The following is a 26,045-nucleotide window of genomic DNA, read 5'->3' on the forward strand; positions in this document are numbered from 1 at the left end:
TAGTATGAGCTGACTCAGCCCAGCGTGCGCGTGTCGATCCAGCTCACCTGGCCGGTGCGGCGTTTCACTTCCTCGAGCATGTGCTTGGTGCCGCCCGGACCATCGCCGCCGGCGCCGTCCCACAGGCAGACGAAGCGCACTTTATCGGGGCCGTAAGAGAGGGCGGTGTACAGCAGCCACAGGTTGCAGCGCTCGAAGGCATTGGCGCCGGCCGGTAGCGGGCCGAGCTCCACCGGCATCACGCGCGCCGCTTCGGCGAGCTGCGCCTTGAGCGCGTAGTATCGCTCGCGCCAGGCCACGCCATCGCTTGAGGGCATCACCGACACGTCGATGAAGTCAGGTTCCGGCAACGGCAGCAGCAACTGCATGCGCACGCCGCGCTTGATGCAGGCTTCGGCAAAGATCAGGTCACCACCAGCGGCGCCCTGGGTCAGCGCGATGTCGCCGGGGCCGGCATTGAGGCCGTCGAGCACACGTTCGATTTCTGCCGTGACGCGCGCCACCATGGCCGGCGGGAAGCGCGGCTTGGGTCGCGTCGGCGCATCGACCATGTGGCCCGAGAACAGCAGCACCTGGCCGGGTTGAAACGGCGGTGCGGTGCGCGCGATCTCGCGGTCGACGATGTCGGCCGCGGCCTGCGTCTCATCGGGCCGGAACTGCAGATCGCGCAACAGGGCCAGCGTCTGCCGGCTCGAATCGAGCGCAAACCAGTCGCCCTTGGCGGCGGCGGCAACGATGCGGTATTCCCTCACCACCGCATCGCGCGGGTTAACCAGCAGGCACAGCTCGGCGTAGCTGGCCTTGGCCCAGTAGTCCTTCGGATCGCGCTCCTGCGCCGTCAGCGCCGCCCACAGCACGCCGCCGACGAGGTTGTCGATCACCACCCGGCTCGCTTCGCCGCCCAGGTGCTTGAGCAGCAACAACAAAGTCAGCGCGTTGATGCCCGAATAATGGTGCGCCGGGTCGGTGACGAAGGCCTTGTGGTATGGCGCCTGCGCCTCCTCCAGACTCGCGTTCTCGCCACCAGCCGCCTCGCGCAACGCCGCCGGCGTCGCATCAGGGGTGCGCCAGCGCGATAGCCAGCGCTCCTTCTCCACCCGCCCGGCCAGCGCCAGCGCCTCGGCGTCGTTCGGCCTGTCCTCGACCAGTTGGCGCGCGGCTTCGTGTGCCTCTTCGTGACGGCCCATGCGGCCCAGGCAGACGATGCGCTTGCTGCGGCACACCATGTCGTCAGGCTCGGCGCGAAGGCCATCCTCGAACTGCTCCAGCGCGAAGGAGAACTGGCGCAGTTGCAGCAGCGCATTGCCGGCGGCGCGCTTGGCTTCGAGCCACAGCGCCTGCGTCGGCGTCTCGTCGGCCAGCACCAGAATGTCGCCGGCACGGCACTTGGCGCGCGCCACTTCCATGCGCCCGCGCCACTCTTCGTAAGCAGCGCCGAATTCGTTCGTGTCCTGCAACAGAAGGTTGCGCCAGGCTGGCTCCTGCAGGTGCGGCAGCAGCATATAGACCGGGCTGACCTTGCGCTGCGCTGCCGCGCCGAGCGTGGCCTTGGCCATCGCGGTCAGCGCCGCACGGTCCTCAGCCAGGAAGGCTGGGTCGGGGGCGCCGTCCTTCAGCCGGTAGCGCAGCTTGCGGTCGGTGTAGATGTCGAACGGGCTGGTGGGCCGCGGCCCCTGCACCAGCACCACGCCGCGCGCACGCAAGGCATGGCGCACACCCAGCTCGTACCAGACATTGGGATTATCCAGGGTCAGATCGGCCAGCACCAGGTCGGCCACCAGCAGTTCCTGAAACATGTCGGTACGGATGTCGCCGGCACGTTGCTCCTCATCGGCACGGAACACTTCGCAACCGGCCGCTTCGAGCGCCGGCTTGAGCAGCTCGCTGTAGATACGGTTGAAGTCGATGTCCCGACCGTCGGTGCCGGGTTTGGTACCGAAGGGCATGGCGATGAAGGCGTGTTGGGTCATGGAGGAAGGTCCTTTGGGGGTTCAGCCCGGCGAGGGTGGCATGCAGGGCGGCAGACGCTTCATCCGCGCAATCGCCTCGCGATGCTCCCGGCCGGGTTTGGCGGCGCCGCCGTCAGCACAGCGCGCCATGACTTCGCTGGCTTGCCCCTGTCCGCCGCCGTCTCGGAGTGTGAATAGCAGCTTGTTAATCGACGTCAACATGTCCGGGTGCTCCTCGCCTGAAGGACAGGAAATTCATTCGCACGCCGGTGAGTATCCCGTGCCTTCCAATCACCGTCAATCCGGAATTTCAACCGGTCACGCCACACGCTGATCGGACTGGCAGTTCGACGCGGGTTGTGGCTGGACGGAGCAGCGAAGGCATGGCCGCTTGCCGAGGCGTTTGAAAAACGGCCATTTTTCGGGGTCGACCGCAACAGGCTGCCTGTGGCTCAGCAAGCTGATCGACTAAAGCCCCACTGTTTGATGAAGTCAGCTTTCAGCACGACTTGCGCCCACGCGGCGAATCGATCCTTTGGCCGGCAAGGCCAATTGCCGCGCCATGCGCTGGAGTGTGGAATGGGTCAGAGGTAAAGAGTCAAAGAGGCAGGATTTCACAGCGTCCTGGCAAGGCGGAATCCGGTATTGTTGTTTCGGTTTCCGGGCTCGACACCGAGGCGGAAGGCCGCCCGCGCGAGCACCGGTCCGTCGCCCCAGGAGCCGCCGCGCACCACCCGCCGGCCACAGCGACCGCTCTCCCACGCCCGCCCGTCGTCGGGCGCGCCGCGATAGCTTTCGTTCCAGCAGTCCTGCTGCCACTCCCAGACGTTGCCGATCATGTCGTACAGCCCGAAAGCGTTGGGCGCAAAGCTGCCGACAGGCGCCGTCTCGACGTAACCATCGTCACACTCGTGAATGGGCCAAGGCCATTTCGGATGCGTCGTCTTCAGGCTGCGGTCAGCGAGGTTGGCGTAATGGCAGGCATGATTCGGGTCGTCACCCCAGAAGCGCGCGCTGGTCGTCCACGCCCGCGCCGCGTATTCCCACTCGGCCTCGCTTGGCAGCCGATAGGCCTTGCCGGTCTTCTCACCGAGCCATTTGACGTAGGCCTGCGCATCGTTCCAGTTCACCCCGACGACCGGATGACGATCGTCCTGGGCAAAGCCCGGATTGCGCCAGTTCTTGTCCTTCGCTTGAGCCCATTCAGCCTTGTCTCGGTCCAAAGCCCAGATCCCCTGCTCGGGACTGCGCTCGGCTTCGGTCTTGTAGTCGCTCGCCTCGACGAAGCGACTGAACTCGCCGACTGTCACGGTGCCGTGCCCGAGTGCAAAGGGTTTGGCGATACGCACCCAGTGCTCCGGCTCTTCGCTGATAAGCCGCCCCGCCTCTGGTTTCGGCGACCCCATCAGGAATTGGCCAGCCGGGATGACTACCATCTCGGGACAATCGTCCCCGTCGCGGAACACCTCGCCGGGCACCCACTCGGCCGGCGGGGCAGCGCTCCCGGCACTGTGATCTTTGGCCGTCACGGTTTTCGTTGGCGACTGGATCTCCTGCCTGGCACCCCCGGATGGCGGTGTGTTCTCGCTTGATGGCCGCCCAAGGCCCGGCACCCGCTGCAGGTATTCGACCAGTTTCGCAACATCGTTCGCCCAGTGGCGGACCGTCAGCGGATACGCCTGGCGGCGCGTCAAGGGCCGGAGTTCCTCGGGCAGATCGTCGACGCCGGGCATGCGGGTATCGTCAAGCAGCACCGGGAACACGCGCACGCCGGGCCGGCGCAGGCTTTCGGCCACCTCGCGGCGAACCCAGTCGTCGGCAAGGTCGAGGCGGCGCCGGCCCTTGTCGTCGACGACGCCGAGCCAGTTCGGTCCGATGACCACCAGCAGCGCCGCGCAGATTTCGAGCCCCCGCTCGAGGGCTTCGACAAAATCGGCGCCCGGGTCGATACTGACGAAGTCCTGGAACACCTGCTCGCGGGCAAAATGCCGGCGCAGGTCTTCAGCCAGCCGGCTCGCCGCGAGTTCGCTGTCCGCGCTGTGGCGGTAGCTGATGAAGATGCTGGGAGTCGGTACGTTGTTGACGGTCACCTGGCGATCCCCCGTCGGCGCTATGGTGTGGGGTAGATTATGCCATAGCGGCGACCGGCGCCTGCCGCTGGCGCTTCCCGTCGGCAAGAATGGTGCAGCAGCGCAAGGTGGTTTGGCGTCGATTCGGGTCACTTTTGCCTGTCGACCGCGCCCCGAAAGAAGCACTCTTGGGGTGTGACAACCCTCCCGCAGCGCCCAAGTTGATTACAATCGGCGGGCAAATCCACCGGAGGAAAGCAACGATGGCCAACGCGCTATTCTGCTGGGAAGACCCGCTGTTGCTCGACGCAAAGATGAACGAGGACGAGCGGATGCTGCGGGAGGCGGTGCGCGAGTATTGCCCGGATAGCCTGCTGCCGCGCGTCCTGGAAGCTTTGCGCTACGACTGGTGGCACCGGCTGGACAGCTGGTTGCTGATTCTCGCCCTCGATCTCGCCGGCTACGCCAACGGCATCTTCGCCAACCTCTGGGATGTGCTGTTCGACCCGCTGCTCATGCTGGTGGCACTGGTAATCGTCATCAGACACTCCGCAATATCAGGCAAAGATCTGCGGGTCGAAACAACCCATGAAGGCATGAATATCCAGGATCAATGATCGCCATGACCAATACCGAAGAAATTGAAATCCGTATAAAGAGCATCGAACAACTGTTCAACAACTTCGATCCGGCGCCCTTTCGCGAGCGCGAACTCGATCCTGATGCTGAGCGGCATATCGTTTCCTACGCTCGTGAAGCCGCTGGCAGCAGTCCCATCGATCTCGTCGTCTATTTGCCGGGTACCAGGATAGAACCAAGCCTGAGCAAGGAACTCGAGACCGCAATCGGGCACCACTTCGAACTGCGGGCTCGCGAGCAGCAAATCAAACTGAACGAATTGCGCCTCCTTGGCCGCAAGGGGCTGGCAGTCGGCCTGCTGGTCATGCTCTTCGCAACGCTGGTAGGCGTTGCCCTGACCAATATATTTCCGAAATCCAGCTTCGTCGAAACGATCGAGCAGAGTCTTATCATCTTCGCCTGGGTCGCACTGTGGCGCCCCGCCGAGATTCTGCTTTACGACCGCTGGCCGCTGATCCGGGAGCGCAAGCTGTTTCAGCGACTGGCTGCGGCGTTAGTCATCGTCCGTACGGCAGCAACCCAATGAAATCGGTGACGAAAACCCATGTCCACCGTGCCTGACGTATTGATTTCGCCCACTCCGGAAAGCGCCAGCGAATTTATCGCCGCCACGCAGGGCTGGCTCGAACGCGCGGTCATCGGCCTCAACCTGTGCCCGTTCGCCAAGGCGGTGCACGTCAAACGGCAGATTCGTTATGCCGTGACCGGCGCGCAAACGGCGGACGAACTGCTGGCCGAACTCGAACACGAACTCCAGATACTGGCGGCAACCGACCCCGAGATGCTCGACACCACGCTGCTGATCCACCCGGAGGTCATGGGCGATTTTCTCGATTTTCACTTTTTCCTTGCCGAAGCCGATGCAACGATCCGCCGCCTGGAACTCGACGGCGTGATCCAGATCGCCAGCCTGCATCCGCAATACGAGTTCGCCGGCAGCAACGCCGACGATATCGACAACTACACCAATCGCGCGCCCTACCCGACCCTGCACCTGTTGCGCGAAGCGAGCATCGACCGCGCCGTCGCCGCCTTTCCCGACACCGCCGACATCTTCGAGCGCAACATAGAAACCCTGCGGAAGCTCGGCCAGAAAGGCTGGCGCCGGCTGTGGGTGGACGATTCGACGAAGGGCTAAAGCCTGATGGCGGCATTTGAAAATCCGCCATTTTTCGGGGTCGACCGCGCCCCGAAGGAAGCGCTCCTGGAGTGCAACAGCCGGCCGCAGCAACCAATCTGTTCGGGTTATCATTCGCCGATCGACGTATGATCTTCGCGGGAGTGGACCAGCAATCCATCTGGTGACCACACCGCCTATTTTCATTCATCGTGAGGCACAAGCTGGCCAACAGGAGCCAATCAAAGAGCTGGCCCCGTTTGTTTGGACAGTTTTTCCACGGAGATAGGTGGAGCCCTGCGGGGTAGCGTTATCCACGGTGACGGCGGCCGAAGGTCCCTTTAGACCGTAGGCTGACGGCGCGGTGGGTAACGCGGTGATCATGCTGTGAACGTCTCTTTTGGCAGGTTCTGGCAGTAGAACGCATCCGGCGTTTTACCGTCAAGGGTTTGATGCGGTCGGCGGGTGTTGTAGAAATCCAGATAGCGCCCCAGGTTGGCCTTGGCATCGGCCACTGTGTCGTATGCCTTGAGATAGACCTCCTCGTACTTGACGCTTTTCCAGAGTCGTTCGACAAAGACGTTGTCACGCCAGCAGCCCTTGCCATCCATGCTGATCCGGATTCCGTTATCCTTCAGCAGCCCGGTGAAATCGCTGCTGGTGAACTGGCTACCCTGATCGGTGTTGAAGATATCCGGCTTGCCGAAATGCGAGATGGCTTCGCTGACCGCCTCCAGACAGAAATCCGTGGTCAGCGTGTTGGAGAGCCGCCAGGAGAGGACTTTCCGGCTGCACCAGTCGATGACGGCGACCAGATAGACGAAGCCCCGGCGCATCGGAATGTACGTGATGTCGGTGGCCCAAACCTGATTCGGGCGGACGATGACCAGGTCCCTGAGCAGGTAGGGATGGATCAGGTGGGCATCATGCCGTTTGGAGAGGTTCGGCTTCCGATAGAGCGCTTCAACGCCCATCTTCCGCATCAATGTCCGCACATGCTTGCGGCCGATCGGATGGCCTTCCAGGCGCAGTAGATCGCGCAGCATCCGGCTGCCGGCGAAAGGATGTTCCAGATGCAACTCATCGATGCGGCGCATCAGCGCCAGATCGGCGGACGAGACAGGTTCCGGGGTGTAGTAGGCGGTCGACCGCGCCAGTCGCAAGACTTTGCATTGCTGGACAACGGGCAGGGTATGGGTGCGGTCAATCATCGTCTTGCGCTCAGCAGTCCCGCCTTGGTGAGCGCGCCTTCTAAAAAATCATTCTCCAGACTCAGGCGACCAATCTTTGCTTCCATGGCCAGAATGTCCGGGCCTTTCTCCCTGGCGGCCGTGTCGCCAAACACGACTGACGAACGCTCCATCAACTGTGTCTTCCAGTCGGTAATCTGGTTGGGGTGAACATCGAACTGCTGCGCCATCTCGGCCAACGTCTTGTCGCCCTTGATGGCGGCAATCGCCACCTTCGCCTTAAACTCCGGCGAGTGATTCCGCCGCTTCCTTCTCGTCATGCTCTTGCTCCTCATTTCGGCCACTATGCGGCCTGCAATTGAGCAAGGCTATCACTTATCCCACTGTCTGAATTTCTGGGGCCGGCTCTCAAGGATTTTCTCCATAGCGGCCACTCGTTCGCAATGTTGGTTGGCCGATGCCAGCTTGAGCCAGCTGCCGACCATCGGTCTGTACTATCATTGCATATACGTACAGAAAACGTCGGTACACCCATGATGAATCATCCAGTTACTGCGCCTCGACATGTTCTGCGAATTTCAATAGTCCAGACCGGACGGTCTGGTGAATAACTGCTAGCCACCTTCCACGCAAACGCCATGTTCCTTATTCGCGAAATCGACCACATCGTCCTGCGTGTCGTCGACCTCGAACGGATGGTTCGCTTCTACTGTCAGGCGCTTGGCTGCTCCGTCGAGCGCCGCGAAGATGCGATCGGCTTGGTTCAGTTGCGCGCTGGTCGCTCTCTCATTGATCTAGTACCTGTCGATGGCAAACTTGGCAAGGCTGGAGGTGCGCCACCTGGAGCAGAAGCACGCAACCTTGATCACTTTTGTCTTCGCGTGGAGCCCTTTGATGAAGCCAACATTCGCATTCACCTTAACGCTCATGGCGTTGAGGCTGGAAAGGTCGAGTCGCGCTATGGCGCTGAGGGTGAAGGGCCGTCCATGTATCTCACAGACCCCGAAGGCAATGTCGTCGAACTCAAGGGGCCACCAGCTGGCTAACCCTTCCATCGAGAGGACGTGCCCCGGCAAGTCGGTGCCCGCCTCTCATGTCAAACGTTGGGCGTCAGAAGGCACAGTCAAGAGATGGAAGCCAGGATTGTTCAAGGCTCAGAAAAGCGTTGCTTCGCCAGAATGATGGACATGTTCCAGCAAAACAGAACTGCTTTGTTGATCGTGCTTGCGTTGCCGATGCTTGTCGCCTGCGATCGTATCGCTAGCTATTTCCTGTCAAACACTGAGCGTGGACAACTAGAACTTACCGTTGAACGCGCCGTGAACACCTCCAAAGAAAACGTCACCGAAACGAGGACTAACGAACAGCTTCGATACATGCTACCCGTGCTTGCGCGCACTTTGCCCCCGGGTGTCGAAATATACGTCAATGCAGCCGCGTCCGAGTATGGAATGTATCGGTACGGGTCAGGATGGATAAACAGCGGCCAACTGCATCTGGGTCAATATGGTGTGATGGCAGAGACGGTTGAGGTTGTCTCAAGCGACATCAACGTCCTGACGGCCGAAGTGGTGCCCAATCCAACTGACCACAGGCGTCGCTCGGCGAAGCTGATTACTCTGAAGCCGGGAAGCGCAAGGCTCACCTTTAAGACCTCGAAACTTGACAAAAAAATGCAGCGAGTCGGGGACCTCATCGAGGACTCAATCGTGGTGACTGTCACCGAGCATCCCGGAGTCCAAGGGAGTCCCGCGAAATGAGGGACAGACGAAAATGGCACTAAGTCAAGGCTGTCCAGCATGCCCAGCGCTAGCATTGTCGCTGCAAAAATGGACGCAATACGGCCTTAACTTAGCGCCATTCGGGACGGACCATGGTTTCTCGCTGCAAAGAACAAACTGGAAACCGTGGTCCGTCCCTGAGGTTTCCCCTCATAGTTTGGCACTTATTCAATAGGTTGAAGACAAATATTCACGCGGAGAATGAGGAGTAGACTCGTTGCTTTGGGTAAATCGTCAAGGGTTGGCGGATCATGAGTGCGAAGAAGATGATAGTCGGAATGCTGGCGGGGTGTCTGTCGAGCCTGCATGTCAAATTGGCCTGTGCGGTTGAGGCGGCTGTAGGCAGTGCGCTGCGAGGTGGTCGCTTGAGCTTGAGTCAGCTTGCGCGGTCTGTGCAGTCGGCGACGTCGATGCGTCATCGAGTCAAGCGCATTGACCGTCTGCTGGGAAATACCTCGTTGCACATCACAAGGACCGAGATTTATCGTGAGGTGGCGTCACGTTGGCTGACCGATCTCGATAATGTGCGGGTGGTGATCGATTGGTCGGACGCCACGACCGATCAACGCTGGCATCTGCTGCGTGCCAGCATCGCCGTCAAGGGCCGCAGTGTGACGCTGTACGAGGAAATTCACGCGCAACGACGGTATGGTAATCAGGCGGTGCATCGTCGGTTTCTGGATTGTTTGGCGAAGCTGCTGCCCGACGGGTGCACTCCGACCCTCATCACCGATGCCGGTTTTCACTCGACCTGGTTCGACTTGGTCACGGAACATCATTGGCCGTGGATCGGACGCATCCGTGGCAAAGACAGGGTCAGTATTACCGAAGGTCCATGGAAGCGCTGCACCGAGGTTTTTCCGGATGCCACGCCGTGCGCCCAAGCCTTCGACAATGCCCGATACGTTCGTAGCCATCCGACAGACTGTCGGTTGGTGCTGGTTAAACGCGAAGCCAAAAGGCGCCACCATCACACGCGGACGGGCAAACATTCGCGCTCCCATAGCTCGATCAAGGCGGCTCGTGGTGCCAGAGAGCCATGGCTGCTGGCCTGTTCTCCAGCATTTCCAAAAGCGAGCCCAGAGACGATTATTGACCAGTACTCCCGACGAATGACCATTGAGGAATCCTTTCGTGATCTCAAGAACGAGCGGCTTGGTCTTGGCTTTAGCGCTTCGCGATCACGCTCGGGCAAGCGACTTGAGATTCTGCTGTTGATTGCTCACTTGACCCACTGGCTGATGCGCCTGATCGGCGAGTGCGCCCAGCAGAGCGGGATACAGAGGTTCTTCCAGAGTGTGCCCGGTCTAAAGCACAAAGAGATTTCAGCCATCACATTGGCTCGTCGAGTCATCGATGCCGGGCCCTCCTGGCTTAACCAAATTCGCCCGAAAGACGCTGTTCCGATTCTCCGGCACCAAGCTCAACAGGCTTCTCATATGGCATTTATATGAGGGGAAACCTCAGGGTCCGTCCCCTGTTGTCCCGAAAATCGGCCATTTTTCGCCGTCGACCGCAATAGCCCTCGGGGGCAAGCCAATCTGTTCAGCTTATCGTCCGCAGATCAAAGTTTGGGCTTCACCGGCCCCACACCGCAAAAACCCGCCCAATGAACACACCGTTGATTTCCATTCATCATCAGGCAGTGTCCGGCCAATAGTAGTCCTTGCTGACAGTCAGCTTTGCGAATTCGAACCTCCAGTTCATCATAACGGCAACTTAGAACCCGTCATGGCAGAATGCTCTGAAGAAGCGCCACTGTATGCACTCGATGGCGCTGGCATGCACACATGGGAGGTTAAATGCCTGAGACAATCGAGACTAACGTACAGAGGCAAGGGATGCCTAGTCCACGAGAACTGATGCGGGCGCGCCATCCGGACCTATTCTCCGACACGATGGTCGTAGCCACGCCAAAGATTGCAACGTCGGTATTCGAGTACCACCTGGAGACACTGACAAGCCGAAAACAAGAGTATGAGTTCGAGCACTTCTGCCGCAAGATAGCAGAGTGCGAAATCTGCCCCAATCTTCGAGTTCAGACCGGTCCTACTGGAGGCGGTGATAGTAAAGTCGACTCCGAAACCTACCCAGTAGCAGCAGAGATTGCCGAACGTTGGTGGTTCGGTGAGCCATCGGGCGGCTCGGAGAGATGGGCCTTTGCGTTCAGCGCAAAGAAGGCTTGGAAGACGAAGGTGCGAGCCGACGTCAAGAACATTCTTTCGACTGGGCGCGACTACAAAAGGATTTATTTCTTTACCAATCAGTTCGCGAGCGACAAAGAGCGAGCGAAGCTTGAGGACGACCTCAGCAGATGCGCCGGCGTGCCCGTTCACATCGTCGACCGCAGTTGGCTTGTCGAGAGGGTCTATCGACATGATCACCTCGACCTTGCGATAGCCACACTCTGCATCATCGGTGCAGGTGAATCGACGGAGCACCGCCGTGGTCCACTCGATACTGAGAGGCTGTCTGAAATTGAAGTACTGGACAAGGAGATCTCGGATCCGTCGAGATATGAGGGCGCGCGCTATCAGCTTGTGGAGGACTGCCTTCAAGGCGCTCTGCTTGCAAGAGGCCTTAACCGGCCTCGATACGAGGTAGATGGTCGATTTGCCCAGGCCGAGCGTCTCGGCAAGGACATGGGCATTCCTCAGCAACTTATGCGTGTTGCCTACAACCGTGCTTGGACTGCGTACTGGTGGTTCGAAGACTACGAGGCGTTCAGCAAGTTCTATTCAGAGGTAGAGGAACACCTCGGCGACTCAACCGATGCAGATGACGTCAGCCGCCTGCTTAATCTCTGGCAAATTCTCATCACTGCCGAATCTCTGGAATTGATCAAGCGGGAGCTGGCTCAGAGCGAAGCTCGTCGGAAGAAACTACATTCGATGTTGCAGGGCATCGCTGGCAACACCTCGCGACCGAACAATGCCCTTCAAGCCCGAACAAGCTTGGCTCTCTTGCGTGCGGCGCATGCCATGAATCTCCGAGACTTGGCGGAGCTAGACCGCGTATGGGAGGAACTCGCACGAGTCGTCGATGAATCTGCGGTCATGGGCCAGTATCCGGTTGAGAGGTTGGCAGACATAGTCCACGTACTCGGGGACATCGCGGACGGCAAAGGTTTCGATGCCTTGTACACTAAGGTCATCGATGCGATGCAGCAACGCAGAAGCGACGGAGTTGCAGGCATCGCGTACCGGGACCGTGGGTTGCAGAAGCTGGGCCATGATAAGCCATACGAAGCAATTCGGTGGATCGGCAAAGCCGAAGAACTGCTTGTAAAAGAGGAGTACCAAGGCGAACTCGTGATGACACTTGTCGCCGCCAGCTTTGCATATGAGCGGGCTGGGCTCCTTTGGGCTGCGAGAAACAAGGTGCTCGTCGCAGCGGAGCGATGTTTCCATCTCTTCGCCAAGAGTGGCGAGATGCCGCCGGCAACGCTACGGATCCTGCAGCGACTGGCTTGGATCGAATTGCAGTTGGGGCGCGTTCCGCACGTACTTCAGGCTATGTCATGGTCAAGCTTTACTGCGACACATCTTAAGCTCTCCGACGAGCGAAAGGCTTTGCACTCCGAGGAAGTTCAGATGCAGGAGGCGGTGCTCGGCATCCTCTTCTTGAATCTGTCTCTTGAACAGCTGTCCGACGTTGAGAGCCTGCCCGATGCACTGAAACGATTGGGGCTAGCGAATGCCCGGCTGGCACTCTTGTACGCGCTTGGACACGAGAAGCGGATCTATGCTGAGAAATATTTCTCGGCCGAAAACGACTCAGAGTGGCTTCCGCGCTTCTTCGAGAACTGGCAAGAACAGCCAGCAGCTGCCGACCTTCCAGAACAAGCTTCTCTGATAGGAGGCGCCAAGACGTCCCTTAGATCAGTCATCTTGGGGGCTGAATTCTTGGTCGTCACACCTAGTGAACCGACTTTCCTTGGTGTCGCGGAATCGCTGCTGGGAGCCTTGGAAGCATTTCTGGCGACTAGCGACGAAACCGATCTTCTGCCGCATGTGGAGCGCACAACCATTATTGTATTGCCTGCGGCCGAGTTGGAAGACAAGCCTTCGTTTCAATTCACTCCAGGCAAGGAAGCTAGCGCTGAGATCAGATGTCCCCCAAGTCTCGCATTCTCCTCTGTTGAGGCGTTCCATGGGTTTACTGATTGGCTGCGTGACACGGTCATCAGCATCGCCCTACATCAGTTCATAGTTCGCGATCCGAAAGAATGGCTTGACAGGGTGGCAGGTGACGAGCGTGCCTTTGCTCGAGCGATCTTGCTTGGTGATATGTTGACGATCGGGAGAAATGCGTTCGGTCATGTTCCCAACGTCCGACTTCGCGATTGGATTGATCCGGATGACAAGATATATGAGTGTCTACGTGACCGACCGTGGCGTACCCCAAATAAAGCATGCAGGGATAATGTAGATGTCGGAGTGGCGCCGAAGTTTGGTAATGGTCAACCACCAGCTGAATTCCTCGACAGTACTAGTAGAAAGCATACCGAGCGGCAAGTGATGTCGCCCATTGATATGCAATTGTGGAACAAAGCGCAATGGTGCGGGACGCTGTTCGCAATGGCAGATCGACCACCGCCTATTCTTGGATTGCTGTATCGCGATCTTGAAGCTGGTATCGCGATCTTCCGTGCTTGGGGTACGAAATGGGGAAGAGCTGACGTACGTGATGCACTACGAATAGTCATTGTCACAGGCGTGTCCAAGCAGCACCCCGCACACTACTCTTTGCTAATCGGGCCCAGCATCACAGATGAAGTAGCAGCAAAAACTAAGGTCTTCGTCTCAGTATCGCGTATCAACCGGATGACGCCAGAGACAACGACAAACCTCGATCAATTCCTGACGATCTATCGCCAGCATGGTGAGTACCTGCTGGTTCCGGCGGGTATGAACAATCCGCCACAGCTTGAAATGGGTTGTTTTTTGGCTAAGAAGCAACTACATGTACGCCCAGCGTGGGAGATTGGCGAGAATGACCCCGACGCTTCAGTACTTCAGGACGATGATGATCCTATCGTTCCGGCAGGAGTGACCGACCCACCCGTCAAGAAGGCCTTGGAGCGCATGCGCTCAATGCGCCTTCGGCGTGGAACGAGCGTGTCAGAATGACAACGCGCCTCCGCTGCCTGCCAACGTCTGCTTTCTCCACATCACTTCAACATTGGGAGGTGTTACTTAGGGTCGAATCCAGCCTTTTTCAAGCCAAGCCAACAAGGTGATTCAGGTAGCCCACTTTCGTGCGACCAGGAGGACAACGCAACCGCGATAGGTCATTTTGACTACAATCGTCAAAACAATCGAACCCGAGGAATCCAACGATGGCCAAGGCGCAATTCTGCTGGGAAGACCCGCTATTGCTTGATGCGCAACTGACCCAGGACGAACGCATGATCCGCGACGCGGCGCGCGACTACTGCCAGGGCCGCCTGATGCCGCGCGTGACGGAATCCTTCCGCCACGAGAAGACCGACCCGGCCATCTTCCGTGAAATGGGCGCCATGGGCCTGCTTGGCCCGACCATTCCGCCCGAATACGGCGGCGCCGGGCAAAATTACGTCAGCTACGGGTTGATCGCCCGCGAGGTCGAACGCGTCGATTCCGGCTACCGCTCGATGATGAGCGTGCAGTCGTCGCTGGTCATGCTGCCGATTTTCGAGTTCGGCAGCGCGGCGCAGAAGCAGAAATACCTGCCGAAGCTGGCGAGCGGCGAATGGATCGGCAGTTTCGGGCTGACCGAGCCGAACCACGGCTCCGATCCCGGCAGCATGGAAACGCGGGCGCGCAAGGTGGATGGCGGCTACCTACTGTCGGGCAGCAAAATGTGGATCACCAACTCGCCGATCGCCGATGTCTTCGTCGTCTGGGCCAAGAACGATGCCGGGATGATTCGCGGCTTCGTGCTTGAGAAGGGCATGCCCGGCCTCTCGGCGCCGGTTATCCACGGTAAGGTCGGCCTGCGCACCTCAGTCACCGGCGAGATCGTCATGGACGAGGTGTTCGTACCGACCGAGAACGAGTTCCCCGAAGTACGCGGCCTCAAGGGGCCATTCACCTGTCTCGACTCGGCGCGCTACGGCATTGCCTGGGGGGCGCTGGGTGCCGCCGAGTTCTGCTGGCACACGGCCCGCCAATACACGCTCGACCGCCAGCAGTTCGGCCGCCCGCTGGCCGCCAACCAGTTAATCCAGAAGAAGTTGGCCGACATGCAGACCGAAATCACCCTCGGCCTCCAGGGCTGCCTGCGCCTCGGCCGGATGAAGGACGACGGCACGGCATCGGCCGAGATCACCTCGATCATGAAGCGCAATTCCTGCGGCAAATCGCTCGACATCGCCCGCACGGCGCGCGACATGCTGGGCGGCAACGGCATTTCCGACGAGTTCGGCGTCATCCGCCACCTCGTCAATCTGGAAGTGGTCAATACCTACGAGGGCACGCACGACGTTCATGCGCTGATCCTCGGCCGGGCGCAGACGGGAATCGCCGCCTTCGCCAACTGAGCGGGGCGGCGCGAAATTCCGCGCTTATTCGGCGTCGACCGTGGCGAGCGTCGGGAAGCGAAGCGCCACGGCAATTCGGACAGCCTGGGTGCCATCCGCGGCCGGGTCGCCCGGCTAGGCGTCGGCGCTTTCGTCGTCCTCGTCGTGTTTGTGATGCTCTTGAGGTACGTGAGCCTCGGCCCATTCGATGATCGACCGCCACTGCTCCACGTCACGGGCGGCACGGGAGGGCGGCAGATCGAAGATGGTCATGCCGGCGGCCGACGCCTGCACATAGACCTGCGTGTCGCGCAGGTAGGCTAGAACGGGCAGATCGAAAGTGGCGAAAAAGCGCTCGAGTTCGCCCGCGGCACGTGTCCGCGCATCGACGCGCATGCCGATCACGGCAACGTCTGCCCGGCCCCGGCGTACCGCCTTTTCGGACAGCAGTTCGGTAAGAAAATGGCGTGTCGCCATCATGTCGAAGATCGAAGGCTGGACCGGCACGATGACGCGCGTGGAGAGTTTCAATACCCTCTCCAGCATCCTTCCATGGAGGCCGCCCGGGGTATCCAGGATGACATGACTGGTGCCCTTGGGCGGTCTGGCGACGGCGTCGAGGCCGATCTCCCAGGTGTCGATGGTCGGTAGCGCGAAGGGGCGGAGGCCCAGCCATTCGCGCGATGACTGCTGGCGATCGATGTCACCCAGCATCACTTCGTGGCGCTTGCTGGCGAAATAACCCGCCAGGTTGGTCGCCAGGGTGCTCTTGCCGGAACCTCCCTTGGGGTTGGCAACGAGAAAGGCCTTCATGTCCTGTCCTCCAGATTCTTGAGTGTTTGCCGCACTAGGTTAACATGCTCGCGCAAGGTGTAGACCAAATCGGTGAACGCCAGGGGCACCTTGAGACCCCTGGCCTCCTCATCCAGCACATCAAGCCGGCTGCGGTATTCTGGCAGTTTTGCGGCATCGAAGCGTTGTTTCAGGTCTTGCTCGAGATATTTCAGTTCGCCATAGCAACGAAAGACCTTGGAGCGCACCCGCCACGAATAGATCGCCGGCGCCACCTTGAGCAGCGGAATCATCAATGCGAAGATGGGAATCAGAAGGACGATCAGCCTGTCGATCAGCACCGCCAGCCAGAACGGCAGGTAGCGCTGGAGGAAGGGCGGGCCGGACTTGAAATATCTCGCCGCCTCGGGCGACAGCGGCAGCAGGCGGTCCTTGTAGGCGGGAAACTCGCCGGCACGCTGGAAGAAGCCGGCTCGCCCGTGCACCTCGGTGGCCGCCTGCAGCAGCAGGCTCTGCAGGGCGGGATGGAGATCGTCGCGGACGATAAGGTTGGCCGTCGGCGCCAGCACGGTAACGTCGTACGGCGGATAGTCGCGGACCAGATCGGCGACACCCTGGGGCAGCGTCAGCTTGGTCAGGAACGGGAAGCGGCGCTGGTAGGCCTCGGCCTGCGCGAAACTCATGACCTTGACGCCCGGCGAGCGCAACAGCACCTGAACCACCGGCGCGTTCTCGGCGGCGATGATGAAGGCGGCATCGATCCGCCCCTGCTGCAGTTCCTCGGCCGCCTTGAGGCCGGACAGCGGCAGCAGGTGGTCACCAGGCTTGATGTCGTTGGCGCTCAACAACTGCTGTGCCAGTTGACGCACGCCTGAGCCTTCCTGGCCGATGGCGATGCGCTTGCCCTTGAGATCGGTCAGACGATCGATCGTCCGCTCGCCACGGTAGAAGACCCAGACCGGCTCGTAGAAAACGCTGCCGAGCGAGAGCAGCCGGGAGTCCGTGCTCTCCTCGTCGGGATCGCCCGGTGGCTCGATCACCCCACCCTGGATGAAACCGACCTGGGCCTCGTCCTTCTCCAATCGCTCCAGGTTTTGCAGCGAACCGTCGGAGGTCCGCACCTCGAGCGTGATCCCGTTGCGGGCCAGGATGGTGGCGTAGCGGCCGGCGTAGGCGTAATAGGCGCCCGTGTCACTGCCGGTGGTGATCACTATCCTGTTGGGCGGGGCGGGCTGGACGAACTGGAAGGCGATCACGAAGCCGATGCCGACGATCAGGAATATCCACCAGGCGGTGGCGAAAAGATCGCGCAACGAAACCAGTCCGGCCCGGATTCTGGCCATCATGGAACGAGAATGGTCGAACCGGTGGTCTTGCGCGCCTCGAGATCACGATGCGCCCGGGCGGCCTCGGCCAGCGGGTAGGACTGGTTGATTTCGATACGCACCTTGCCCGAACCGACGACCTCGAACAGTTCGCCGCCGAGCGCTTCGAGGTCGGCGCGCTTCGCCGTGTAGTGCATCAGCGTCGGCCGGGTGACGAACAGCGAACCCTTCTGCGACAGGAGCAGCGGGTCGAATGGCGGCACCGGCCCCGAGGCGTTGCCGTAGGTGACCAGCATACCGAGCGTGCGCAAGCTGTCGAGCGAGCCCATGAAGACATCCTTGCCGACACCGTCATAGACCACCGCGACGCCATCGCCACCGGTGATCTCGCGCACCCGCTGCGGGAAGTTCTCGGTTGAGTAGTTGATGACGTGGTCGCAGCCGTGCGCTTTCGCCAGCTCGCCCTTGGCCGGCGAGCCGACGGTACCGATTACCGTCGCCCCCAGCACCTTCGCCCACTGGCAGGCAATGAGCCCGACGCCGCCGGCCGCGGCATGGATCAGCACGGCATCGCCCGCCTGCACGCGGTAGGTCTTGCGCAGCAGGTAGGCGGCGGTCAGCCCCTGCAACATCATTGCGGCAGCGGTTTCGAAGGCGATGGCGTCTGGTAGTTTGAGCAGGCGATGCGCCGGGATGTTGCGCACTTCGGCATAGGCGCCGACCGGCCCGCCGGCATAGGCGACGCGGTCACCGACCCTGACCTCACTGACGCCCGCGCCGACCGCCTCGACGATACCGGCACCCTCAAGGCCGATTCCCGACGGCAAGGGTAAGGGATAGAGCCCGGTGCGGTGGTAGGTGTCGATGAAATTGAGTCCGACGGCGCGGTGACGGACGGTCGCCTCGCCGGCGTCAGGCACCGGAACATCGACCTCTTCCCAGATCAGGACTTCCGGACCGCCGGTCTGGTGAATGCGGAATGCGTGGGGCATGGTCTTCTCCTCGAAAGCTCCAGTAATTTTTCTCACGAAAGCCAGAGGTTATCACTCGTGCGGCATTCGATCTAGCGCGCGACGGGCTGGCGGATCAAATCACTTTCCGCCTTTCCTGGCCGTCGACCGCGCCCACATGGCCCGGGGCCACCGCGGACGCTGCGGCACAGCGACCGACCACCGGCGCTCAGACTGGCGTCAGCCTGGCGTATTCCAGCGCCAGCCATTTCATGCCGCTGCCACCGAAATTGACCTGGACCCGCGCATCGGTGCCGCGTCCCTCGCTGGCGACGATGACACCGACGCCGAATTTGGCATGCTCGACCGTCTGGCCAACGCGCAAACCGCCCGTCGCCGGCTCGGCATAGCCGCCACCGAACGAGCCGTAGGCGGGCACCGTTGCCACCTCTGCTTTCTTGTTGAGCTTGAGCAGCAGGTTTTCCGGAATTTCGTCGAGGAAGGCCGACGGCACGCAGTAGCGCGTCTGGCCATGCAGCATACGCGTCTGGGCGCAGGAAACGTAGAGCCGCTGGCGGGCACGCGTCACCGCAACATACATCAGCCGGCGCTCCTCCTCCAGCCCCTCGCGGCCCTGGTTAACCGAATTTTCATGCGGGAACAAACCCTGCTCGAGGCCGGTGATAAAAACCGCATCGAACTCCAGTCCCTTGGCGGCATGTACCGACATCAGTTGCACCGCCTCCTGACCTTCACCGGCCTGATGCTCGCCGGCTTCCAGCGAGGCATGGGCGAGGAACGAGGCGAGCGCGCCGCCTTCACTGGGTTCGCTCATCACCACGCCATCGTCGTCGACGAAAGTGGCGGCGGCGTTGATCAATTCGTCGAGGTTTTCCAGCCGCTCCTGGCCCTCTTTCTCGATCCGGTAATGCTGGGCCAGCCCCGACTTTTCGATGATGTGCTCGACCATTTCGGGCAGCGGCAGGTTCTGCGTTTCCTGGCGCAGGCTTTCAACCAGCCGGATGAAGGTGCCGACCGTCAGGCCGGCCTTGCCGGTCAGCGAGGCGGCGGCGTTGTAGAGGCTGGAATTCATCTGGTGGGCAGCGGCCTGCAGGTTTTCCAGCGAGCGGGCGCCGATGCCGCGGGTCGGGAAATTGACGATGCGCAGGAAGGCGGTGTCGTCGTCCGGGTTGCCCAGCAAGCGGAGGTAGGCCAGCGCATGCTTGATTTCCTGGCGCTCGAAGAAGCGCAGGCCGCCGTAGACCTTGTACGGCACGCCCTTGGCGAACAGTTCGTGTTCGAGCACCCGCGACTGGGCATTGGAACGGTAGAGAATGGCGCACTGGGTCGGCGACAGGCCGTCACGCACCAGTTCGCGAATCTCGTCAATGACAAAGCGCGCCTCGTCGAGGTCGGAATAGGCCTCGAAAGCACGGATCGGCTCGCCCGCGCCGGCATCGGTCCACAGATTTTTGCCCAGGCGCTCGCGGTTGTGCTTGATCAGCGCATTGGCGGCGGCCAGGATGTTGCCGTGCGAGCGGTAGTTCTGCTCAAGGCGGATGACGTTGTCGCCGGCCCAGGCGCGCTCGAAATCGCGCATGTTGCCGACTTCGGCGCCACGGAAGGCGTAGATGCTCTGGTCGTCGTCGCCGACTGCGAAAATCCTGGCGCCACCGGCTGCAAGGAGCTTCAGCCAGGCGTACTGCAGTTTGTTGGTGTCCTGGAATTCATCGACCAGGATATAGCGGAAACGCTCCTGATAATGTCGGCGCAGCGGCTCGTTGCGCTGCAGCAGCTCAAAGCAGCGCAACAGCAGTTCGGCGAAATCAACAACGCCCTCGCGATTGCACTGGTTTTCATACTCGGCGTAGAGCTCGACGCGCTTTTGCGTGTAGTTGTCGTAGGCCTCGGCCTGACCGGCGCGCACACCCTGCTCCTTGTGCGCGTTGATGAAATGCGTCAGTTCGCGCGGCGGATATTTCTCGTCATCGACACTGAGGTTCTTCAGCAGGCGCTTGACCATCGCCAGTTGATCCGCCGAATCGAGGATCTGGAAGGTCTGTGGCAGACCTGCCTCGCGGTAGTGCGCCCGCAATAGCCGGTTGCACAGGCCGTGGAAGGTACCGATCCACATGCCGCGCGTGTTGATCGGCACCAGCGCCGACAGGCGCGCCGTCATCTCCCTGGCCGCCTTGTTGGTAAAGGTCACGGCCAGAATGCCGTGCGGCCCGACCTGATTGGTCGACATCAGCCAGGCGATGCGCGTGGTCAGCACCCGCGTCTTGCCGCTGCCGGCGCCAGCAAGGATCAGCGCATGCACCGGCGGCAGCGTCACCGCCTGCAACTGGGGTGGATTCAGGTGAGCGAGAAGATCGGACATGTAATTGATTCTCTTCGGGAAATCATCGGCTTTGGCGCATCGCGTCAGGACAAGAACGACCAGGCCAACCTGTTGTTATTGTGCAACGCAGCATTCAAATTAGTGGGGGTAACCTACCCGCCATCAAAAATCGAACTGTATACTGATCTCAATATGTTGCAGTGCACCAAACTTTTTGCTCACAAGGCAGTCAACTCAGCAAGTGGTTATCGCCACACACTGAAAGGAGTATCTAGCATGATGAAAGCACCGAAAATTCTCCCCTGGATCGCCAGGAAAGCCGGCATCAGCGATGAACTGGCTCTCAAGTTGTGGCGCCGCGCGACCTCCGAGGCCGAGTACCTGACCGGCAAGGCCGAGGGTTCCGCATACTGGGGGCTGGCCGTCGAGCGCTTGCTCGACATCGTCGAGGACGAAATCGGACGGACCCCGCAATACGGCCTGGCGCCGGCGCCAAAGGTGTCATGGATTTGGCGCCATCAGTCGCGGATGTCGCTCCTCTCGCTTATTGCCGCGCAGAATACCTGCCGTTTCTGGCAAATCAGTTGGAGAAGCGCCTGCGCACCAATAAGGGCGGCGTGAGAGTCCACTGCACGCGCTGACGGACGGACAAGCCCCCTGACACCTCGGTCGGGAGTTGGGGTGGCGCTCCTGACCGGTTCGATTGCTGGCGAAGCGGTCGTTGCGGTCGACCGGAAAAAACCCCTTAAAACCGCGATAACGCGGCGCCCTTCTCTGCGCCCCCGCTCACACGGGAAGCGCCGGTATAATCGGCAGTTTCCCCGCCAATCCACCAGCGACCCATCCATGCAGGAAAAATATGCTCCGGCCGCCATCGAGCGCGCCGCTCAGCAGCACTGGGACCAGACCGGCGCCGCACGCGCTATTGAAGACACTTCGAAACCGAAGTACTACTGCCTGTCGATGTTCCCCTACCCATCTGGCAAGCTGCACATGGGCCATGTGCGCAACTACACGATCGGCGACGTGCTGTCGCGCTTCCACAAAATGCTGGGTTACAACGTCATGCAGCCGATGGGCTGGGACGCCTTCGGCATGCCGGCCGAAAACGCGGCGCTGCAAAATAACGTACCGCCGGCCGCGTGGACTTACCAGAACATCGATTACATGCGGACTCAACTCAAGTCGCTTGGCTTCGCCATCGACTGGGAACGTGAATTCGCCACCTGCACACCCGAGTACTACCGCTGGGAACAGTGGTTATTCACCCGCCTCTATGAAAAGGGCCTGGTCTACAAAAAGCTCGGCACAGTGAACTGGGACCCGGTCGATCACACCGTGCTGGCCAACGAGCAAGTCATCGATGGTCGCGGCTGGCGTTCCGGCGCGTTGATCGAAAAGCGCGAGATCCCCATGTATTACATGAAGATCACCGCCTACGCCGAAGAACTGCTGGCTGAACTCGACAATCTGCCGGGCTGGCCCGAGCAGGTGCGCCTGATGCAGAAGAACTGGATCGGCAAGAGCACCGGCGTGCGCTTCGCCTTCCCTCTGGCAGACAGCGCTGACGAAAAACTGTGGGTTTTCACCACCCGCGCCGACACCATCATGGGCGTCACCTTCGTCGCCGTCGCCGCCGAACATCCGCTGGCCACGCGCGCCACGCAGAACAACCCGGAACTTGCCGTCTTCATTGAGGAATGCAAGCAGGGTGGCGTCGCCGAAGCCGACATCGCGACCATGGAAAAGAAGGGCATGCCGACCGGCATCTTCGTTAGCCACCCGCTGACCGGCGAACAGGTCGAAGTCTGGGTCGGCAATTACGTGCTGATGAGTTACGGCGACGGCGCCGTGATGGCGGTGCCGGCCCACGACGAGCGGGATTTCGCCTTCGCCAAGAAATACAAAGACAAACTACCTCCGATCAAACCAGTAATTGTTCCTGAAAGCTGGAAATCAAAATCAATTTCCACCTCCACAATGGGCGAAGGTGTTGGCACAATGCCCATGCAAGAAGCACCAGCCCTGTCAGTGGACGGAGAACTCCCGCTGTTCTGGCTTGAATGGGATGAGCGTTTCGGCGAAAAGGGGGTTTGTGTCAATTCCGGCGCTTACGATGGCCTAATCTACGAAGCAGCAGTCGACAAAATTGCCGCCGACCTCACCGCCAAGGAACTGGGCGAAAAGAAAGTACAGTTCCGCCTGCGCGACTGGGGCATCTCGCGTCAGCGCTACTGGGGCTGCCCAATTCCGATCGTTCACTGCAAAACCTGCGGCGACGTGCCGGTACCCGATGACCAGTTGCCGGTCGTCCTGCCCGAGAATGTCGAGATCACCGGTGCCGGTTCGCCGCTGGCTAGGATGCCGGAGTTCTACGAGTGTAAATGCCCGAAGTGTGGCGGCGACGCCCGGCGCGAAACCGACACCATGGACACTTTCTTCGAGTCGTCCTGGTACTTCCTGCGCTATGCGTGTCCGGACAACACCACGGCGATGGTCGACGAACGCGTCCAGTACTGGTGCAAGGGCGGCATCGACCAGTACATCGGCGGCATCGAGCACGCCATTCTTCACCTCTTGTATGCGCGATTCTTCACCAAGCTGATGCGCGACGTCGGCCTGATCGGCGACCTCGGCGAGCCTTTCGCCAACTTGCTGACCCAAGGCATGGTCGTCGCCCCGACTTTCTACCGCGATCTTGCTGGCTGCAAGAAGCAGTGGATCAACCCGGCCGACGTCGATGTCGTGACCGACGAGCGCGGCCGCCCGAGCGGTGCCACGCTCAAGGCTGACGGCCTGCCGGTAGTCATCGGCGGCACCGAGAAGATGGCGAAGTCGAAGAACAACGGCGTCGATCCGCAGGTGCTGATCGACCAGTACGGCGCCGATACCGCCCGCCTGTTCACCATGTTTGCCGCTCCGCCCGACCAGTCGCTGGAATGGTCCGACGCCGGCGTCGAAGGCGCTTACCGCTTCCTGCGCCGCTTGTGGAAAACGACCTACGACCACGTGCAGGCTGGTACGACCATAGAAGCAACATCTGGCCCTAGGGTCAACGCCAAAATTGAGCAAAATTCACTGTCGACCGCGACCGTAGGGAGTGCAAAGCCGCAAGTCGATCTCCGCCGCAAACTGCACCAGACCATGAGCAAGGTCGCCGACGACTACGGCCGGCGCAAGCAGTTCAACACCGCCATCGCGGCCGTGATGGAACTGCTTAACGCCTACGATAAATGCGATCTGAGCGACACCAACGGCCGCGCGCTGGCCCAGGAAACCCTGGAAAGCATTGCCCTGCTACTCTTCCCCATCGTCCCACACATCGGCCAGGCTCTGTATACCGAACTGAAGCCGGGCGCCGATGCTGGCGTGCAAGCCTTCCCGAAGGCCGATCCGGCCGCCTTGAAGCAAGACGAGATCGAACTGATGGTGCAGGTCAATGGCAAACTGCGCGGGTCGATTCGCGTGGCCGCCGAGGCCGACAAGGCGAGCATCGAAGCCGCCGCGCTGGCTTCCGAAGGCGCCGTCAAGTTCATGGAAGGCAAGGCGGCGAAGAAAGTCGTCGTCGTCCCCGGCCGTCTGGTCAATATCGTCGTTTAAGGAATCGCCATGCGCGTCCTGTTCCGCGTTTTTCTTGCCCTGATTCTGGCAGCGATCGTCGCCGGCTGCGGCTTCCAGTTGCGCGGGACGCTCAGCAGCAACCTGCCCTACAAGACGCTTTACATCGCCCTGCCCGAGACTTCCGATGTCCGCATCTGGATGCAGCGCTACATCAGGGCAACCGACCAGACCCAGATCGTCGACAGTGCCAAGGACGCCGAGGCGATCTTTGTGCAACTGCAGGACACCCGCGTCAAGACCATTCTCAGCGTCAATGCCCAGGGCCGTGTTCGCGAGTACCGCCTGCAACTCGACTACAAGTTCCGCATCGTCAATAGCAAGGGGCAGGAACTGATCGGCCCCAACGAGATCAACCTGTCACGCGACATCACTTACGACGATTCGACGGTGCTCGCCAAGGATCTCGAGGAAGGCCTGTTGTGGCGTGACATGAACAACGACCTGGTCAACCAGATCATCCGCCGCCTGTCGATCATCAAGCCGAAGAATCCCGATCTCGAAGAAGACGACTGATGCTGCTCAAGGGCGAACAACTCGCCGCGCACCTCGACCGCGAGTTGCGTCTGCTCTACGTGGTGTACGGCGACGAGCCGTTGCTGGTCGGCGAAGCCGCCGACGCCATCCGCGCCAAGGCCCGTCAGGCGGGATACAGCGAGCGCGAGACGCTCACCGTGCTGCCGCATTTCGACTGGAACCAACTGCTCGCCGCCGGCGACAACCTGTCGCTGTTCGGCGACCGCAAGCTGATCGACCTGCGCATTCCCACCGGCAAGCCGGGCAAGGAAGGCGGCGCCGCGCTGCAGGACTGGTGCAGGCGAATCTCGCCCGACAACCTGCTGCTGGTCACGCTGCCCGAACTCGACTGGCGCGAGGAAAAGGCTGTCTGGTTTACCACGCTGGCCAGTGCCGGCGTCGTGATCAAGCTGATGGCACCGCCGCTGGCCGAACTGCCTGGCTGGCTCGCCGGCCGCCTGCGCCGTCAGCAGCAGAGCGCCGAACTCGACAGCCTGAAATTTATCGCCGAGCGCGTCGAAGGCAACCTGCTCGCCGCCCATCAGGAGATCCAGAAACTCGGGCTGCTCTACCCGGCGGGTGCACTGTCGCTGGCGCAGATTCGCGAAGCCGTGTTCAATGTCGCGCGCTATGACATCGACGGCTTGCGCGAAGCCCTGCTGGTCGGCGACATCGCCCGGCTGAGCCGGACGCTGACCGGCCTGATGCATGAAGGTGAGCCGCCGCCGCTGGTGCTGTGGGCGATGTGCGAGGAAATCCGGACGCTGATGTTGATCAGGAGCGGTCTCGACCGCGGCAGACCGCTCGACCTGCTACTCAAGGAAGCCAGGGTCTGGGGGCCGCGCGCCAATCCGGTAAAAAAAGCCGTACTTCGGCTGTCGACTGCAACACTTGAGGCGGCGCTGCATCATGCGGGAAAAATCGACCGGCTCGCCAAGGGCATCGGTCAGGGCAACATCTGGGAGGAATTCCTGTACCTCGGCTTGAGCCTCAGCCAGCAAAAATAGTTAGCGCGCGGCTACCCCGGCATCCGGTTCAAGGTCTTCCCACATGCAGCCAGCCTCGGTGCGGACATCGATGACGCCTGCCTTCTGGGTTCCCTGAACCAGACACTCCCCCGCACAATCCTGCGTGACGACGACCACTTTCACCTCGGCATCCACCTGGCGTTCGCCATCCCAGTAGCTGCAGGTTGCACAAACCTTGACCTCGGTCGGCAAAATCAATTTTTCAGCCATCATTCCCCCGATGGAAAC

General features: G+C 60.7%; 21 protein-coding genes. 12 read left to right on the forward strand and 9 right to left on the reverse strand.

The genetic code is table 11. The features are described 5' to 3' along the window. Positions 1-14 precede the first annotated feature (14 nt). The 3 genes from IPP03_07120 to IPP03_07130 form a co-directional block, all read right to left on the reverse strand. The gene (locus IPP03_07120) at positions 15-1,970 is read right to left on the reverse strand and encodes a DUF4071 domain-containing protein (GenBank protein ID MBL0352422.1); all 1,956 of its coding nucleotides are present in this window, start codon (positions 1,968-1,970) and stop codon (positions 15-17) included. Positions 1,971-1,991: 21 nt separating this feature from the next. Continuing rightward, positions 1,992-2,171, reverse strand: a complete 180-nt coding sequence (locus IPP03_07125) for a hypothetical protein (protein MBL0352423.1) — start codon at positions 2,169-2,171, stop codon at positions 1,992-1,994. A 392-nt stretch (positions 2,172-2,563) separates the two neighbouring features. Further along, entirely contained in the window at positions 2,564-4,039 is a 1,476-nt protein-coding gene (locus IPP03_07130) for an SUMF1/EgtB/PvdO family nonheme iron enzyme (GenBank protein MBL0352424.1), read from the reverse strand. A gap of 242 nt (positions 4,040-4,281) precedes the next feature. Between IPP03_07130 and IPP03_07135 the strand changes: the two genes are divergently transcribed. Genes IPP03_07135 through IPP03_07145 form a run of 3 tightly spaced genes read left to right on the forward strand, consistent with a single transcriptional unit; the run spans position 4,282 to position 5,795 of the window. Next, positions 4,282-4,635: a hypothetical protein gene (locus IPP03_07135; protein MBL0352425.1), complete on the forward strand. Its 354-nt coding sequence runs from the start codon at positions 4,282-4,284 to the stop codon at positions 4,633-4,635. A 5-nt stretch (positions 4,636-4,640) separates the two neighbouring features. After that, positions 4,641-5,183, forward strand: coding sequence for a hypothetical protein (locus IPP03_07140; protein ID MBL0352426.1), 543 nt, complete (start codon positions 4,641-4,643; stop codon positions 5,181-5,183). Between the two features lie 18 nt (positions 5,184-5,201). Continuing rightward, positions 5,202-5,795: a DUF1415 domain-containing protein gene (locus tag IPP03_07145; GenBank protein MBL0352427.1), complete on the forward strand. Its 594-nt coding sequence runs from the start codon at positions 5,202-5,204 to the stop codon at positions 5,793-5,795. Positions 5,796-6,154: 359 nt separating this feature from the next. Here IPP03_07145 and IPP03_07150 read toward each other — a convergent pair. Continuing rightward, positions 6,155-7,284 (reverse strand): IS3 family transposase gene (locus IPP03_07150; protein MBL0352428.1). Its coding sequence is split into 2 segments (ribosomal slippage): positions 6,155-7,035 and positions 7,035-7,284, totalling 1,131 coding nucleotides; the frame shifts between segments, so codons are not numbered across the junction. A 318-nt stretch (positions 7,285-7,602) separates the two neighbouring features. On the opposite strand from IPP03_07150, the gene IPP03_07155 reads away from it, so the two are divergent. The 5 genes from IPP03_07155 (at position 7,603) to IPP03_07175 (ending at position 15,268) form a co-directional block, all read left to right on the forward strand. Next, positions 7,603-8,010, forward strand: coding sequence for a VOC family protein (locus tag IPP03_07155; GenBank protein MBL0352429.1), 408 nt, complete (start codon positions 7,603-7,605; stop codon positions 8,008-8,010). A gap of 84 nt (positions 8,011-8,094) precedes the next feature. Beyond that, on the forward strand, positions 8,095-8,724 hold the full coding sequence (locus IPP03_07160; GenBank protein MBL0352430.1) for a hypothetical protein: 630 nt from the start codon (positions 8,095-8,097) through the stop codon (positions 8,722-8,724). A gap of 272 nt (positions 8,725-8,996) precedes the next feature. Further along, positions 8,997-10,199 carry an IS4 family transposase gene (locus IPP03_07165; protein ID MBL0352431.1) on the forward strand — a complete coding sequence of 401 codons (1,203 nt, stop codon included), beginning with the start codon at positions 8,997-8,999 and terminating at the stop codon, positions 10,197-10,199. 348 nt (positions 10,200-10,547) lie between these two features. Next, positions 10,548-13,877: a hypothetical protein gene (locus IPP03_07170; GenBank protein MBL0352432.1), complete on the forward strand. Its 3,330-nt coding sequence runs from the start codon at positions 10,548-10,550 to the stop codon at positions 13,875-13,877. Between the two features lie 209 nt (positions 13,878-14,086). After that, positions 14,087-15,268 carry an acyl-CoA dehydrogenase gene (locus IPP03_07175; protein MBL0352433.1) on the forward strand — a complete coding sequence of 394 codons (1,182 nt, stop codon included), beginning with the start codon at positions 14,087-14,089 and terminating at the stop codon, positions 15,266-15,268. Between the two features lie 114 nt (positions 15,269-15,382). Here the strand turns inward: IPP03_07175 and IPP03_07180 are convergent, their stop codons facing one another. The 4 genes from IPP03_07180 to IPP03_07195 all read right to left on the reverse strand — a co-directional run bounded on the left by IPP03_07180 (position 15,383) and on the right by IPP03_07195 (position 20,694). Then, positions 15,383-16,060, reverse strand: coding sequence for a ParA family protein (locus IPP03_07180; protein ID MBL0352434.1), 678 nt, complete (start codon positions 16,058-16,060; stop codon positions 15,383-15,385). Beyond that, complete coding sequence (locus tag IPP03_07185; protein MBL0352435.1) at positions 16,057-17,385, reverse strand: TAXI family TRAP transporter solute-binding subunit; 1,329 nt, start codon at positions 17,383-17,385, stop codon at positions 16,057-16,059. Before IPP03_07185 ends, IPP03_07180 begins: the two co-directional genes overlap by 4 nt. Continuing rightward, a complete protein-coding gene (locus tag IPP03_07190; protein MBL0352436.1) occupies positions 17,382-18,356 on the reverse strand; it encodes a quinone oxidoreductase in 975 nt (324 codons plus the stop codon). Before IPP03_07190 ends, IPP03_07185 begins: the two co-directional genes overlap by 4 nt. A 187-nt stretch (positions 18,357-18,543) precedes the next feature. Then, positions 18,544-20,694, reverse strand: coding sequence for a UvrD-helicase domain-containing protein (locus tag IPP03_07195; protein MBL0352437.1), 2,151 nt, complete (start codon positions 20,692-20,694; stop codon positions 18,544-18,546). A 240-nt stretch (positions 20,695-20,934) separates the two neighbouring features. Here IPP03_07195 and IPP03_07200 point away from each other — a divergent pair, with 240 nt between their 5' ends. The 4 genes from IPP03_07200 to IPP03_07215 all read left to right on the forward strand — a co-directional run bounded on the left by IPP03_07200 (position 20,935) and on the right by IPP03_07215 (position 25,796). After that, entirely contained in the window at positions 20,935-21,276 is a 342-nt protein-coding gene (locus tag IPP03_07200) for a hypothetical protein (protein MBL0352438.1), read from the forward strand. Between the two features lie 225 nt (positions 21,277-21,501). Beyond that, positions 21,502-24,255: a leucine--tRNA ligase gene (locus IPP03_07205; GenBank protein MBL0352439.1), complete on the forward strand. Its 2,754-nt coding sequence runs from the start codon at positions 21,502-21,504 to the stop codon at positions 24,253-24,255. 9 nt (positions 24,256-24,264) lie between these two features. Continuing rightward, the gene (locus IPP03_07210; protein MBL0352440.1) at positions 24,265-24,789 is read left to right on the forward strand and encodes a hypothetical protein; all 525 of its coding nucleotides are present in this window, start codon (positions 24,265-24,267) and stop codon (positions 24,787-24,789) included. Next, positions 24,789-25,796 carry a DNA polymerase III subunit delta gene (locus IPP03_07215; protein MBL0352441.1) on the forward strand — a complete coding sequence of 336 codons (1,008 nt, stop codon included), beginning with the start codon at positions 24,789-24,791 and terminating at the stop codon, positions 25,794-25,796. Before IPP03_07210 ends, IPP03_07215 begins: the two co-directional genes overlap by 1 nt. Here IPP03_07215 and IPP03_07220 read toward each other — a convergent pair whose 3' ends face one another. Continuing rightward, entirely contained in the window at positions 25,797-26,027 is a 231-nt protein-coding gene (locus IPP03_07220) for a hypothetical protein (GenBank protein MBL0352442.1), read from the reverse strand. It abuts the gene before it with no gap. Positions 26,028-26,045 lie beyond the last annotated feature (18 nt).

It is taken from the genome of Candidatus Dechloromonas phosphoritropha, from assembly GCA_016722705.1.
Lineage (GTDB): Bacteria > Pseudomonadota > Gammaproteobacteria > Burkholderiales > Rhodocyclaceae > Azonexus > Azonexus phosphoritrophus.